This is a genomic window from Streptomyces sp. NPDC096012, assembly GCF_040426375.1.
Classification (GTDB): Bacteria; Actinomycetota; Actinomycetes; order Streptomycetales; family Streptomycetaceae; genus Streptomyces.
In genome coordinates this window covers 241,487-254,598 of record NZ_JBEOTD010000005.1, presented here as the reverse complement: position 1 = coordinate 254,598, position 13,112 = coordinate 241,487, and the positions used below count along the sequence as shown (strand labels likewise).

Annotated in this window: 15 protein-coding genes; 6 read left to right on the top strand and 9 right to left on the bottom strand. The window is 73.9% G+C overall.

The annotated features are described in order from the left end of the window. Positions 1–132: 132 nt before the first annotated feature. From ABVB68_RS08275 to ABVB68_RS08250, 6 genes are read right to left on the bottom strand one after another with little or no spacing between them, the layout of a single operon-like run. A complete protein-coding gene (locus tag ABVB68_RS08275) occupies positions 133–1,899 on the bottom strand; it encodes a complex I subunit 5 family protein (RefSeq protein WP_353600225.1) in 1,767 nt (588 codons plus the stop codon). Next, on the bottom strand, positions 1,899–2,249 hold the full coding sequence (locus ABVB68_RS08270) for a sodium:proton antiporter (protein ID WP_353600270.1): 351 nt from the start codon (positions 2,247–2,249) through the stop codon (positions 1,899–1,901). Before ABVB68_RS08270 ends, ABVB68_RS08275 begins: the two co-directional genes overlap by 1 nt. Positions 2,250–2,254: 5 nt before the next feature. Further along, a complete protein-coding gene (locus ABVB68_RS08265; RefSeq protein WP_353600224.1) occupies positions 2,255–2,992 on the bottom strand; it encodes an MnhB domain-containing protein in 738 nt (245 codons plus the stop codon). Beyond that, positions 2,989–3,249, bottom strand: a complete 261-nt coding sequence (locus ABVB68_RS08260) for a Na(+)/H(+) antiporter subunit B (RefSeq protein ID WP_353600223.1) — start codon at positions 3,247–3,249, stop codon at positions 2,989–2,991. Before ABVB68_RS08260 ends, ABVB68_RS08265 begins: the two co-directional genes overlap by 4 nt. 33 nt (positions 3,250–3,282) lie before the next feature. Further along, a complete protein-coding gene (locus tag ABVB68_RS08255) occupies positions 3,283–3,735 on the bottom strand; it encodes a monovalent cation/H+ antiporter complex subunit F (RefSeq protein ID WP_353600222.1) in 453 nt (150 codons plus the stop codon). Continuing rightward, positions 3,732–3,926: a hypothetical protein gene (locus tag ABVB68_RS08250; protein WP_353600221.1), complete on the bottom strand. Its 195-nt coding sequence runs from the start codon at positions 3,924–3,926 to the stop codon at positions 3,732–3,734. Before ABVB68_RS08250 ends, ABVB68_RS08255 begins: the two co-directional genes overlap by 4 nt. 243 nt (positions 3,927–4,169) lie before the next feature. Between ABVB68_RS08250 and ABVB68_RS08245 the strand changes: the two genes are divergently transcribed. After that, on the top strand, positions 4,170–4,793 hold the full coding sequence (locus tag ABVB68_RS08245) for a VanZ family protein (protein WP_353600220.1): 624 nt from the start codon (positions 4,170–4,172) through the stop codon (positions 4,791–4,793). Between the two features lie 94 nt (positions 4,794–4,887). Then, positions 4,888–6,120: a lectin gene (locus ABVB68_RS08240; RefSeq protein ID WP_353600219.1), complete on the top strand. Its 1,233-nt coding sequence runs from the start codon at positions 4,888–4,890 to the stop codon at positions 6,118–6,120. Between the two features lie 9 nt (positions 6,121–6,129). Here ABVB68_RS08240 and ABVB68_RS08235 read toward each other — a convergent pair whose 3' ends face one another. Together ABVB68_RS08235 and ABVB68_RS08230 are read right to left on the bottom strand one after the other, a co-directional pair. Next, on the bottom strand, positions 6,130–6,375 hold the full coding sequence (locus tag ABVB68_RS08235) for a hypothetical protein (protein WP_353600218.1): 246 nt from the start codon (positions 6,373–6,375) through the stop codon (positions 6,130–6,132). A gap of 104 nt (positions 6,376–6,479) precedes the next feature. Continuing rightward, on the bottom strand, positions 6,480–7,283 hold the full coding sequence (locus tag ABVB68_RS08230) for an SDR family oxidoreductase (RefSeq protein ID WP_353600217.1): 804 nt from the start codon (positions 7,281–7,283) through the stop codon (positions 6,480–6,482). A gap of 236 nt (positions 7,284–7,519) precedes the next feature. Here ABVB68_RS08230 and ABVB68_RS08225 point away from each other — a divergent pair, with 236 nt between their 5' ends. The 4 genes from ABVB68_RS08225 (at position 7,520) to ABVB68_RS08210 (ending at position 11,295) form a co-directional block, all read left to right on the top strand. Next, a complete protein-coding gene (locus ABVB68_RS08225; protein WP_353600216.1) occupies positions 7,520–8,587 on the top strand; it encodes a PHP domain-containing protein in 1,068 nt (355 codons plus the stop codon). 15 nt (positions 8,588–8,602) lie between these two features. Next, on the top strand, positions 8,603–9,259 hold the full coding sequence (locus ABVB68_RS08220) for an HAD family hydrolase (RefSeq protein ID WP_353600215.1): 657 nt from the start codon (positions 8,603–8,605) through the stop codon (positions 9,257–9,259). 593 nt (positions 9,260–9,852) lie between these two features. Then, positions 9,853–10,884 (top strand): SDR family oxidoreductase, encoded by a 1,032-nt coding sequence (locus ABVB68_RS08215; RefSeq protein ID WP_353600214.1) that lies wholly within the window; start codon positions 9,853–9,855, stop codon positions 10,882–10,884. 162 nt (positions 10,885–11,046) lie between these two features. Then, positions 11,047–11,295: a hypothetical protein gene (locus tag ABVB68_RS08210; RefSeq protein WP_353600213.1), complete on the top strand. Its 249-nt coding sequence runs from the start codon at positions 11,047–11,049 to the stop codon at positions 11,293–11,295. A gap of 262 nt (positions 11,296–11,557) precedes the next feature. Here ABVB68_RS08210 and ABVB68_RS08205 read toward each other — a convergent pair whose 3' ends face one another. Continuing rightward, entirely contained in the window at positions 11,558–12,847 is a 1,290-nt protein-coding gene (locus ABVB68_RS08205) for an ROK family transcriptional regulator (protein WP_353600212.1), read from the bottom strand. Positions 12,848–13,112 lie beyond the last annotated feature (265 nt).

Sequence of the window (13,112 nt, the reverse complement as noted above, 5' to 3'; positions counted from 1 at the left end):
CCGGCCTCTTCGGGCTGACCGGCGGGCCGGCCCTCCCGGACTCTTCGGGCTGACCGGCGGGCCGGCCCTCCCGGACTCTTCGGGCTGACCGGCCGCCGGCGCTCCCGGACTCCGTGGGCGTCTGCCGGCCGATCAGCCGCCCAGCACCCCCGGCAGGGCCAGCGCCCCCAGCACCGTCGCGCCGACCAGCAGCCAGGCCACGTAGTCCCCGACGTGGCCGGACTGCAGGCGGCGCAGGGGTGCGGCCCGGTCGGGGGCGGCCACCCAGCGCGGGCGGGTCACGGCGAGACCGGCGAGGACCGCGGCCAGCGCGGCGGAGACCACCCCCAGCAGGGCGCCGTACAGCGTCCAGTGCGCCGAGGCGTCGGCGCCGCCCGAGCCCGCCTCGTTGACGGAGCGGGCCACCACGTCCCCGAAGCCGGGGACCAGGCCCACGGCGAGGGCGGCGGCGAGCAGCAGGGCGGGCACCGTCGTCATGGTGTCCGGGATCCGGCTCAGCAGAGTCCCGGTCTCGGGCTCCTCGTCGGTGCCGCTCGTCTCGTACTCGGCGTCCTGCGGGCGCGGTCCGAGTCCCAGGAACACCCGGGCGGCGACCCGCAGGACGGCGCCGGCGGTGATCGCGGAGGCGGCCACGTAGACCACGGTGAGCGGGCCGCCGACCGCCTCCTCGATGACCGCCTTGCCGAGCGCGGTGCCGAACGGCGGCAGTCCGGCCAGGCCGAGGCCGCCCAGCGCGAACATCACCCCGGTCGCGCGCAACTGACGGGCGCGGCCGTGCAGCGCGTGCTCGTCCACGCTGCCGAACCTGTCGAGCAGGACGCCGGCACAGGCGAACAGCGCGGCCTTCACCCCGGCGTGCCCGAGCAGGTACAGGGCGACGCCGTCGTCGCCCTCGGGGGTGAGGACGCCGAGGCCGACGAGGAAGAGGCCGGTGTGGGCGACGGTCGAGTAGGCCAGCAGCCGTTTGATGTGCCGCTGGTACCAGCACATGACGGCGCCGATCGCGGCCGTGAGGGCGCCGAGCGTCACCAGCGCCCGGGTCAGGTCGGCGGCCGGGATGCCGCCGGGGCCGGCGAAGACGGTGCCGTACACGCGCCAGACGCCGTACGCGCCCAGCTCGACCATCACCCCGGAGAGCAGCATGCAGACCGGGGTGGGGGCGACGGCGTGCGCGTCCGGGAGCCAGAAGTGGAAGGGCACGGCGGCCGCCTTCACCAGCAGTCCGGTCATGACCAGCACGAAGGAGGCGAGGACCAGCGCGTCCGGTCCGCCGCTGCCGGCGGCCGCGTCCAGACCGCGTCCGATCTTCGTCATGGCGAGTTCGCCGGTTCGGGCGTACAGCAGGCCGATGCCCATCAGCATGGCGTAGGCGCCCAGGGAGTTGACGACGCCGAAGGTCAGGGCGCCCTGGACGGCCTTGGCCTCGTCGATGCGGTAGCCGGTGAGGGCGTAGGCGGTGACACTCATCAGCTCGAAGAACACGAAGGCGTTGAACAGGTCGCCGGCGATGGCGAATCCGCACATCGCGCCCTGGAACACCAGCAGCAGCGCGGTGAACGCGCTGCTGCGGCCGGGTGGCGGTTCGTCGAAGTAGCGCCAGGAGTAGGCGAGCGCGGCGAGGGTCAGCAGCGAGACGGCGGTGGCCATGCCGAGCGCCGGACCGTCGCCGACCACGACGATGCCGACGCTCTCACCGCCGACGGGCAGCCAGCCGCCGACCCATTCCACCATCGGCGGCGAGGAGTTCAGCAGCAGGACGACGGCGAGGGCGGCCGTGCCGCCGGAGATCACGAAGCCGGCGATCTCGACGGCGATCCTGGGCAGCCGGCGGCCCGCGGCCACCAGCAGGGCGGCCCCGAGCAGCGGGACCGCGACGAGCAGCGGGAGCAGATGGTGCATCAGCCGCGCAACTCCCGCAGTTCGTCGGGGTCGATGGTGCCGTGCCGTTTGGCGATCTGCAGGACGAGGGCGAGCAGCAGCGCGGTGACGGTGGCGCCGACGACGATGTCGGTGAGGGTCAGGGCCTGCACCACCGGGTCGACCACCGGCCGGGAGCCGGGCTTGATGTCGCTGAAGACCGGGGCGGTCGCGCCGTCGCGGTAGCCGACGGCCAGCAGCAGGACGTAGGTGGCGGACTGGCAGACGGCGAGGCAGCCGACGGCGTGGATGAGGTTGCGGCTGGTGGCGAGGCCGTAAGCGCCCGTCAGGAAGACGTAGGCGGCGACCAGGTAGGGAAGGACGTGCGTCACGGACGTCAACTCGCCGACTCCTCCTCGATCTCGACCGCCTGCTCGAGGAAGTTGGCGAGCAGGACGACGACCGCGCTCGCCACCTCCATGCCGACGGCGGCGTTCAGCAGGGGCACCGAGCCACCGGAGGACAGGGTGTTGAAGGTGCCGTACGGCAGCAGCGTGTTGGCCAGGAACGCGGTGCCCGCGAGCACCGAGGCAAGGCCGAGCACCACGTAGGAGGAGACGGCGAGCGCGTCCGCGGTCTCGAACACGCCGAGCGGGCGGACGCGTTCCAGCGCGGTGTAGTCGGCGCCGAGGTAGAGCAGGTGCAGGGCGGTCGCGGCGACGACACCGCCCTGGAAGCCGCCGCCTGGACTGAGCTGGCCGTGGGCGATCACGTACAGGCCGGTGACCAGGGCGACCGGGAGCGCGATCAGGGCGTAGCGGCGGACCGGGCGGGCCACGCCCGCGGGTTCGGGCGTGGCCCGGCGCTCGTCGCGCGTCTGGCGCAGCAGCACCACGCAGCCGAGGACGGCGGCGAACAGGATGCTCATCTCGCCGAGGGTGTCGTAGGCGCGCTGGTCGAAGTTGACGGAGGCGATGGTGTTGGCGGTGTGCCGGTCGACGGAGGCGTGGACGGCGCGGGCGCCGTACGGGTGCCATCGGCCGCCGAAGTCCGGCAGGTCGAGGCAGGCGGCGACGAGCAGGGCGGCCACGCCCGCGCCTCCGACGGCCAGCAGCCACAGCCGCAGCCGGTTCACTTCGCGTCCTCCTTCGGGCGCCCGCGGCGCCTGATCTTGCGCACCGAGAGCATGATCAGCAGCGGGGTCAGCGCGGAGCCGACGGCCAGCTGGGACAGGCCGACGTCCGGGGCCTGGAGCACGGTGAACAGGGCGGCCAGGACGACTCCGAGCACGGACAGCACGAGGGCCTGGCGGGCGGGGTCGCGCTGGGCCACGGCCGCGGTGGCGCACCCGGCGACCAGCAGCAGGGCGACGACGATCACGGCGTCGGCCATGGCACCCCTCCCCCACGACCGCCCGGCACCGGGTCAGCCACCGCGCACCCCCTGGATGCCGCCCGACAGCGCCCGTGCGGCGATCACGTTGCCGCCGGTCAGCAGGGCGCCGATCACCAGCAGTTTCACCAGCGCCCGGCCCGGCCCGGTGGCCACGCACAGCGCGACCACGACCGCCAGGCCCACTCCGGCGGCCGTCCAGGTCAGCCCCCAGGCGCCCGGCCGTTCCTCTTCCAGATCCTCGGTGAGGAGCCGGGCGAAGACGAGCGTGCCGACGGGGCCGAGCAGGGCGAGCAGCAGCGCCAGGTCGATGTAGGCCGGGCGGCCGTAGCCCTGGGCGAGGAGCAGCAGGGCCGGGCAGACCGCCGAGGTCGCCAGGTTCTGGGCGGTCACCCGGCGGGCGGGCTGGCCGGTGGCCACGCCCCACAGGACGGCCGCCCCTGCCCCGCCCAACTCGACGGCGGCCGCGAGGATCCAGCCGTTCACCGCCAGCTCACCGCCCGCCGGCCGGCCCGGGCCAGGAGCGCGCCCAGCGCGGCGCAGCCCGCGCCGACGATCCGCTCCAGGGTGTCGACCGTGGTGATGAGCACCAGCCACAGCAGCGCCAGAGCCACCCACCAGGCCAGGAGTTCACCGACGGCGAGGAGGACCGTGCGCGGGGATGCGGCCCGGGTCATCCGGCACCTCCTCGGTCCGTTCTGCGCAGGTGCGCGGCGCTGTGTCCCCTTCGCCGCTCGGAGCATCCAAGCACCGCCGGGCCCGCGACGGGGCGGCGGCACGCGGGTCGGTACCCGGAGTGCCCCGGGAGCGTGAACGGAAACCGGCGGTGCGCGCCCGCCGTCCGCCGGGTCGCGGGCATCCCCGGGCGCATGCCGGGTAAGCGCCTCCCCAGACCGGCAAGTTGAGCACTGGAGGACCGAATGGCCCGTACCGCCTTGCGTCTGCCCGCGGTCATGCGCGCCCCGAGGAGCCGGGAGAAGGCCGCGCCGCCCCGCACCGGCCGGCGCCTGCCCGCTTCCCTACGCGGCTTCCGGAAGCGGGAGCGGGCCGAGCCGGACCGGCCGCCGGTCGCCCGGCACACGCTCGCGCTGCCCCTGCGGGTGCTGGCGATGCTGGCCGCCTTCGCGGTCATGGTGGCCTTCGCCGTCGTACTGGCCCGGCTGACGCTTCAGCCGTCACCCGCGTCGGTGCCGTTGACCCACAGCAATCTGCATCCGGGCCGGTCCCTGCACGCCTATCTGGAGCAGGCCCCGTGGCGGGACGCGGTGAAGCAGCTCGGCGGCAACGTGCTCCTCGGCGTCCCGTTCGGGGTGCTGGTGCCGGTCCTCGCCCCGCGCGCCCGGGGGATGCTGCAGGTGCTGGCCCTCACGGCGCTCGTGATGCTGATGGTGGAGCTGGCGCAGGGTGCGCTGGTCACCGGGCGGGCCTTCGACATCGACGACGTCATCCTCAACACTTCCGGTGCGCTGCTCGGTTGGCTGGTGCTGGGCCGGCGGCTCGGGCGGGCGGTGCACGCCCGCGTCCGCGCACCGCGGGCCTCGTGAGCGTCGACGACTGGTACGTACCAGAGTCTTGACGTCCCCTTATCTCACTTCTTAAATCAAGAGGCATCTCACCCCCCACTCCGAACGGAGAGCCATGGGCCGCCCACGCCTGCTCCGCAGATGTCTCCTCGCCGCCCTGTCCGCCGCGCTCATCGGGTCCGCCGCCGTCGGTCCGGCGCGGGCCCAGGGCGCCGCTCCCGCGGCAGCGGCCGCCGCCACCTTCACCGACAACTTCGACGGGCCCGCCGGATCGGCGGTCGACGGCTCGAAGTGGACGCTGGAGACCGGTGACAACGTCAACAACCACGAGCGTCAGTACTACACCTCGGGCACGAAGAACGCGGCCCTGGACGGCCAGGGCCACCTGGTGATCACCGCCCGGAAGGAGAACCCGGCGGGCTACCAGTGCTGGTACGGCAGCTGCCAGTACACCTCCGCCCGGCTGAACACCTCGGGCAAGTTCAACGCGCAGTACGGCCATGTCGAGGCCCGGATGAAGATCCCGCGCGGGCAGGGCATGTGGCCGGCGTTCTGGATGCTGGGCACGCCGGTCAACTGGCCGGACTCCGGGGAGATCGACGTGATGGAGAACGTCGGCTTCGAGCCCTCCACCGTGCACGGCACCATCCACGGCCCCGGCTACTCCGGCTCGGGCGGCATAGGCGCGGGCTACTCGCTGCCGGGCGGGCAGGCCTTCGCCGACGCCTTCCACACCTTCGCCGTCGACTGGGCGCCCGACTCCATCACCTGGTCGGTGGACGGCAACGTCTACCAGCGGCGCACGCCCGCCGACCTGGGCGGGAAGACCTGGGTGTTCAACAAGCCCTTCTTCCTCATCCTGAACCTCGCCGTCGGCGGCTACTGGCCCGGCGACCCCGACGGCTCCACGCAGTTCCCGCAACAGCTGGTGGTGGACTCGGTGTCGGTGACGACCAGCGGCAGCGCCGCCGGGGTGCCGGTCAGGGGCCTCACGGGCAAGTGCATGGACGTGGCCGCCGCGAACTCCGCGAACGGCACCGCGGTCCAGCTCTACGACTGCAACGGCACCGCGGCGCAGGCCTGGACCGTCGGCTCGGACGGCACGCTGCGGGCGCTCGGCAAGTGCCTGGACGTCGCGAACAACGGCACCGCGGACGGCTCGGCCGTCCAGCTGTGGGACTGCACCGGTGGCCCCAACCAGAAGTGGACCGTCACCGGCGCCCACGACATCGTCAACCCCCAGGCGAACAAGTGCCTCGACGTGACCGGGAACAACTCGGCCAACGGCACGCGGCTGCAGATCTGGACCTGCACCGGCGGCGCCAACCAGAAGTGGACAGTGGGCTGAGCCACCGGCTCAGTGCAGCGTCCAGGTGTACTTGTCGCCGCCCACGAACCGGACCACGTCCGGGTCGTCCAGATCATGGATGACGATGCCGTGGGCGGCGGCCATCTCCAGCACGTCCGTGACGGTCCTGGCCTCGCCGACCACCTGACCGTCGATCTCAACGATCCGGAACGGCGGCTCGCCGTGCCGGCCCGGGCACACGCCGAGCACCAGGACCCGCGGCCGGGAGATGTGAGGGACTGCTTGTTCGGTCATGCGATTCAGCCTAGAACGCGAGGCGGGCCGACGACCTGCCAGCGGGAGCCGTCCGGGAGACCGGGGGCGGTGGCCCTCCCCCGTCCCCGGGGTGCCGCACGGCCTCAGGGACGGCGCCACTCGTCGCCGGTCAGGTGCGAACCCGCATGCGGGCCCATGCGGAGCATGCCGCCGTCGACGCTCCAGGAGGCACCGGTGACGTAGGAGGCGTCGGGGCCGGCCAGGAAGGCGATGACGGCGGCCACCTCGCGGGCGTCGCCGGGCCGCCCGAGGGGGATGCCCGGGCGGCGCACGGTGTGCACGTCGATGTCCTCCTGGCCGGTCATGGGAGTGGCGATCTCACCCGGCGCGACCGCGTTCACGGTGATGCCGTACTGGGCCAGCTCCAGGGCCATCGTCTGGGTGAGCAGACCGAGCCCGGCCTTGGCGGCGCAGTACGGCGCGGCGCCGACCCGGGGCTGGTGCTCGTGCACGGAGGTGATGTTGACGATCCGGCCGCCGTCGCCCTGCTCGATCATCCGCCGCGCCGCCCGCTGGCCGCACAGGAAGGGGCCGGCGAGATCGACATCGAGGACCCGCCGCAGGTCCGCCAGGGTCAGGTCGAGGTAGGGGGTCATCGTGCCCGTACCGGCGTTGTTGACCAGGACGTCGAGGCGGCCGAGTTCGGCGGACAGCTCGTCCACGGTGTCGGCGGCCCCGGGCAGCCGGGTCAGGTCCATCCGGGCGACGGCGGCCCGGCGGCCGTGCGCGCGGACCTCCTCGGCCGTCTCCTCGGCACCCTTCTCGTCGGAGTGCCAGGTGATGCCGATGTCCAGGCCCGCCTCCGCGAGACGTACGGCGGTGGCGCGGCCGATGCCGCTGTCCGCGCCGGTGATCAACGCCGTTCGCCGCGCGACCGGGGTGGACATGGCGGGCCTCCTCAGGGGGTCACAGGGGGTCACAGGGACGGGACTTCGCAGTACCCGGGGTGTGGACGGGCAAACGGGGGCGTCCGGGGCGGACGGGCACGGGCTGCGGTCGCCGGGCCCGCGGTGGCCGCTCACGCCGTTGCCCGTGTCCCGGGTGTCCCTGGACACCGGTCCGCCATGACCGCGCGCGTGGTTCCCCGCGCCCGGCGAGGGCGCCGGGTGCAGTCTTGGTAAGCATGGACCCCGTCGCGGCGCTCGACCGGATCGCCTTTCTGCTGGAGCGGGCGCTGGCGCCCACGTACCGGGTGCGTGCCTTCCGTACCGCCGCCCGGGTGCTGGCCGGTATGCCCGAGGAGGAGATCCGCCGGCGCGTGGCGGAGGGAAGCCTGGAGGCGCTGAAGGGGGTCGGCCCCAGGACCGCGCAGGTGGTGCGCGAGGCGCTGGCCGGTGAGGTGCCCGGATACCTGCGCAGGCTGGAGGAGGAGGCCGGTGCGCCGGCCGACCCGGACGGACCGGGCGCCGGGTTGCGGGCGCTGCTGCGCGGGGACTGCCACACGCACTCGGACTGGTCCGACGGGGGCAGCCCGATCGAGGAGATGGGGCGGGCCGCGGCGGGCCTCGGCCATGAGTGGACCGTCCTGACCGACCACTCCCCGCGGCTGACCGTGGCCCGCGGTCTGTCACCGGAGCGGCTGCGCGAACAGCTGGCGGTGGTGGCTGCGCTGAACACGCGATGGGCGCCGTTCCGGCTGCTCACCGGCATCGAGTGCGACATCCTCGAGGACGGCTCGCTGGACCAGGAGCCGGAGCTGCTGGAGCAACTGGACGTGGTGGTGGTGTCGGTGCACTCCAAGCTGCGGATGGACGCCCGGTCCATGACCCGCCGGATGGTGGCCGCGGTCAGCGATCCGCACGCCGACGTCCTCGGACACTGCACCGGACGCCTGGTGACCGGCAAGGGGCGTCCGGAGTCGGAGTTCGACGCCGACGAGGTGTTCGCCGCCTGCGCCCGGTCGCGGACGGCCGTGGAGATCAACAGCCGGCCGGAGCGGCTGGACCCGCCCCGCCGGCTGCTGCGCAAGGCGGTCGAGGCGGGGGTGCTGTTCGCGATCGACACCGACGCGCACGCGCCCGGCCAGCTGGACTGGCAGATCCTCGGGTGCGCCCGGGCCGAGGAGTGCGGGGTGCCGGCGGAGCGGGTGGTGACGACCTGGTCGGCGGACGAGCTGCTCGACTGGACGCGCGCGGGCCGCGTGCCGGCACGCGTGGCGGGTGCCGGACGTGGTACCCGGTCCCCTGAGTGAGAGAAAGGACCCCGGATGGACCGCGCCGCCGTCTTCGACGTCGACGGAACCCTCGTCGACACCAATCACCTGCACGTCGTGACCTGGTGGGAGGCTTTCCGGCAGGCGGGCCACGAGGTGCCCATGCACGCCGTCCACCGGGCCATCGGACTTGGCTCGGACGACCTCGTCGCCCATCTGCTCGGCGACGAGCGGGACAAGGACCAGGACGCGGCGCTGAGCGCGGCGCACAAAGCCCTCTACGGACAGTACTTCGAACGGCTCCCGGCCCTGCCGAAGGCGGGCGAGCTGCTGCGGCGGCTGCACCGGGACGGCTGGACGGTGGTCCTCGCCACCTCGGCGAGCGGCGCCGAGCTGGGTGCGCTGCGCCGGGCGATCGACGCCGACGACGCCATCGCGGGCACGGCGAGCGCGGAGGACGTCGAGCGGGGCAAGCCGGCCCCGGACCCGGTGGAACACGCGCTGGAGCTGGCCGGGGTCCCGGCCTCGCGGGCGGTGCTCGTCGGGGACACCGTGTGGGACATGCGGGCCGGCGGCAAGGCCGGGGTGCGCTGCGTGGGCGTGCTGTGCGGCGGGATCCCCCGCGCCGACCTGGAGGAGGCCGGGGCGGAGGCGGTGTACGCCGACCCGGCCGACCTGCTGGACCGGCTCGGCGAGAGCCCGTTCGGGTGAACCGCGCCGACTCCGCTCGACGGGCCCGAAGGCGGTCCGCCGGAGCCTCACCCGCCGGACCGGCTCGGCGGGAGCCCCTCGGGGCGAACCGCGCCGACTCCGCCGGACCGGCCCGAAGGCAGTCCGCCGGGCCGAACCTCACCGACCGGCCGGACCGGCTCGGCGAGAGCCCCTCGGGATGCGACTCCGCCGAACCGGCTGGGCGGGGGCATGGGACCGAGCCTCACCGAGCGTGACGCAGGTCACGTGGGGCCACGGAACATCGCGGGGTAATTGCCCGTTGAACCAACCGTGGGTATGGATGGGACAGTGTCCCCGGGCCTCACCTATTGCCCACAGGGACGATCGTTCGGCTGAAGCCCTGTGGAGCCTTTCGCCGAGAGGCGACCGCCATCCGTGCCCACCACCAGACCGCCCCGGCCGTGATTCCCCCGTCACGGTCGGGGCTTTCCACGAGCACTCCCCCGTACGCGTGAGCACTCCCCGTACGGCCCGCTCCGCTCTCTCCTGATCGCCCCGTGTGCGCGGACGGCGCCCGGGTACCCGGGCGGTCGTCGCAGCGGCCTCCGCCGCAAGGCCGGAAGGAGCCGAAGGTGAGCAGCTCAGCGGGCAGCAGGGTGGTCGTGACCGGCGCCACCGGCAATGTCGGGACGAGCGTGGTGCGTCTGCTCTCGGAGGACCCCCGGATCAAGTCGGTACGAGGGCTGGCCCGGCGGACGCCCGGGTGGTCGCCGCCGAAGACCGAGTGGTCCGCGGTCGACCTGACCTCGGACCAGGCGCACCTCGCGGAGCGGTTCGAGGGTGCCGACGCCGTCGTCCACCTGGCCTGGGCCTTCCAGCCGACCCACGATCCGGCCACCACCTGGCGCACCAACGTGCTCGGCTCCATCAAGGTGTTCGAGGCGGTCGCCGCCGCCCGGGTGCCGGCGCTGGTGCACGCCTCCTCGGTGGGCGCGTACTCGCCCGGGCCGAAGGACCACCCGGTGGACGAGTCCTGGCCGACGCACGGCTGGCCGGACGCCGCGTACTGCCGGGAGAAGGCCTACCTGGAGCGCACGCTGGACGTGTTCGAGCGGGACCACCCCGAGGTGCGGGTGGTCCGCATGCGCCCGGCGTTCCTCTTCAAGTGGGAGTCGGCGAGCGAGCAGCGGCGGATCTTCGGCGGGCGTTTCCTGCCCGGTCCGCTGGCCCGGCCCGACCTGCTGCCGTTCCTGCCGGACATCCCCGGCCTGCGGGTGCAGGCCCTGCACACGGACGACGCCGCCGAGGCCTACCGGCTCGCGGTGCACTCCGGCACCGCCCGCGGCGCCTTCAACCTGGCCGCGGATCCGCCGCTGGACGCCGGGGTGCTGGCCGAACTGCTCGGCACCCGCCCCGTGCGGCTGCCGCGCGCGGCGGCCCGGTCCGCGATCGCCGCCGCCTGGGGGCTGCACCTGCTCCCGGCCTCCCCGCACCTGTTCGACGCGGTGCTGCGCCTGCCCCTGATGGACTGCACGCGGGCCCGCACCGAGCTGGGCTGGCAGCCGACGCGGACGGCGACCGAGGTCGTCCAGGAGTTCCTGGACGGCCTGCAGAAGGGCGGCGGCATGCAGACGGAGCCGATGCGGGGACGCAAGGTCGGCTGACACGAAGTGTGCGACGGCGCGAGGCCGACCGGAACGGAGCCGGTGCGACGGCGCGGGCCGACCGGAACGAAGTCGATACGAGGGCGCACGGCCGACCGGACGACGTCGATACGAGGGCGCAGGGCCGGTCGTCGGACGCGCCACGAGGCAGAGGAGATCGTCATGGCCGCACAGCGGCAGCAGCCCGGACGCGAGAGCGGCGAGAACGAGCGGCCGGTGCCCAGGGACCTGCCCGATCAGCAGGCACAGCCGAACGACGACCCGTGGGAGGTCCCCCCGGGACGTGACACCGGCGAACAGGAGAACGAGGACGTCCCGGACACCGACGAGGCCGGCAGCGGACCCAAGGGCGCACCGCGCTCCGGCACGGTGCATCCGGAGCACCCGACGCCACAGGAGCCCTCGGCATAGCCCGTCGTCTCAACGGGACACGCCACCACCCGCACACCCGACGCCACCGGAACCCTCGGCACAGCCCGTCGTCTCAACGGGACACGCCACCACCCGCACACCCGGCACCACCGGAACCCTCGGCACAGCCCGTCGTCTCAACGGGACACGCCACCACCCGCACACCCGGCGCCGCAGCAGCTCTCGGCATCGCCGGTCGTCTCTGCCGCACGGTGCGGCCCGAGCACCGGCGCCGCGGGAGCCGTGGCCGTCACCTGTCGTCTCAGCGCGGGGACCGCTCCTCCAGGGCGGCCCGCCAGGCCGGGAGCCGGTCCTCGCCGACCGGTTCGGGGCGGCGGCCGCCGCTGGCGAAGAAGTCGGCCAGCGGCAGGATCGCCGCTCCGACGGTGACCGCGTCGGGACCGAGCCGGCCGAGTTCGATGGTCACCTTGTCCGCCGGGTGGCGCAGGGCGTACGTCGCCGCGTGCCGGCGTACGGCGGGCAGGAAGCGGATGCCGAGCTGGAGCCCGGCCCAGCCGCCGATGAGGATCCGCTCCGGCTGGAAGAGGTTGATCAGGTCGGACAGGCCGGCGCCGAGGTACTCGGCGGTCTCCTCCAGGACGCCGAGAGCCACCGGGTCGGCCTCGCCGCCCTCGGCCGGATAGGCGGCGGCGAGCATCGCGGTGAGCGCGGTCTCCTCGTCCGTCCCCTCGGGAGGCCGCCCGCCCTCCTCGCGCCAGCGTGCGAGCAGCGACTCGGCGCCGGCGTAGGCCTCCAGGCAGCCGGGCGCACCGCAGCGGCAGCGGCGGCCGCGGACCCGGACCGTCAGGTGGCCCCACTCCACCGCCCGTCCGTGCTCCACCTCGGGGGTGACGAGGCAGGCGCCGACGCCGGAGCCGAAGAGCACGACGACCGCGTTGCGGGCTCCGCGTCCGGCACCGAACCACATCTCCGCCTGCCCGAGGGTCTTGGCGCCGTTGTCGATGAAGTACGGCACCTCGTCGGGCAGCTGGGAGGTGGACCGGAGCAGCCGCTCCAGCGGTACGGCGGTCCAGCCGATGGTCTGCCCGTGCACGACCGCCCCGTGGTCCGGGGTGTGTTCGACGATGCCGGGGACGCCCACACCGACACCGAGCAGCCGCCCGGGCTCGGCCTGTTCGGCGGTGAGGACCTCGGCGATGCCCTCGCGGATGTGACCGGCGATGACGTCCACGTCGTAGCCCTGGAGGGTCAACGGGCGTTCGACGCGCGCGAGTTCCGTGAGAGCCAGGTCGAACAGCTCCACCCGGACCCGGGTCTCGCCGACGTCCACGCCGATCATCTGGCCGCTGTGCGGGGCGACACGCAGCAGGGTGCGGGGCCGGCCGCCGTCGGAGTCGACGCTGCCGGCCTCCTCCACCAGGCCGTCGGCGATCAGGTCGGCGACCACGTTGCTGACCGATCCGGAACTCAGCCCGGTCGCCGGACCCAGCTCGAACCGGCTGAGCGGGCCGTCGAAGTACAGCCGCTGCAGCACCGCCATGCGGTTGCCCCGTCTCAGGTCGCGTACCGTGCGTCCGCTGCGCCCCGCCATGTGGCTCCCTTCACAAACCCTGCCCGACCTGCAACATACCCCTTCGGACAGCGGGGACGCGAGATTCTCACAACCCTTAGTTCACGCTATGAGCTAAGACGGGGACGCGTGATCTCGTCCAGCGGCGACGAGTCGGACGGCCGGTCTCCCCCGCCCGGCGCCCCGACCTGCCCCGCCCACTCGCCCGACCGTCCCAGGGCCGGGCGTGGCAGACCTGCCTCACCCAGGGCCCGGCGCGGTGGACCGGTCACACCCGGCCCTGCGG

Excerpts from the sequence above, each read along its gene's own strand:
- ABVB68_RS08275 (WP_353600225.1), bottom strand. The coding sequence starts at position 1,899 with ATGCACCATCTGCTCCCGCTGCTCGTCGCGGTCCCGCTGCTCGGGGCC.
- ABVB68_RS08260 (WP_353600223.1), bottom strand. The coding sequence starts at position 3,249 with ATGGCCGACGCCGTGATCGTCGTCGCCCTGCTGCTGGTCGCCGGGTGC.
- ABVB68_RS08250 (WP_353600221.1), bottom strand. The coding sequence starts at position 3,926 with ATGACCCGGGCCGCATCCCCGCGCACGGTCCTCCTCGCCGTCGGTGAA.
- ABVB68_RS08245 (WP_353600220.1), top strand. The coding sequence starts at position 4,170 with ATGGCCCGTACCGCCTTGCGTCTGCCCGCGGTCATGCGCGCCCCGAGG.
- ABVB68_RS08240 (WP_353600219.1), top strand. The coding sequence starts at position 4,888 with ATGGGCCGCCCACGCCTGCTCCGCAGATGTCTCCTCGCCGCCCTGTCC.
- ABVB68_RS08235 (WP_353600218.1), bottom strand. The coding sequence starts at position 6,375 with ATGACCGAACAAGCAGTCCCTCACATCTCCCGGCCGCGGGTCCTGGTG.
- ABVB68_RS08230 (WP_353600217.1), bottom strand. The coding sequence starts at position 7,283 with ATGTCCACCCCGGTCGCGCGGCGAACGGCGTTGATCACCGGCGCGGAC.
- ABVB68_RS08225 (WP_353600216.1), top strand. The coding sequence starts at position 7,520 with ATGGACCCCGTCGCGGCGCTCGACCGGATCGCCTTTCTGCTGGAGCGG.
- ABVB68_RS08220 (WP_353600215.1), top strand. The coding sequence starts at position 8,603 with ATGGACCGCGCCGCCGTCTTCGACGTCGACGGAACCCTCGTCGACACC.
- ABVB68_RS08210 (WP_353600213.1), top strand. The coding sequence starts at position 11,047 with ATGGCCGCACAGCGGCAGCAGCCCGGACGCGAGAGCGGCGAGAACGAG.
- ABVB68_RS08205 (WP_353600212.1), bottom strand. The coding sequence starts at position 12,847 with ATGGCGGGGCGCAGCGGACGCACGGTACGCGACCTGAGACGGGGCAAC.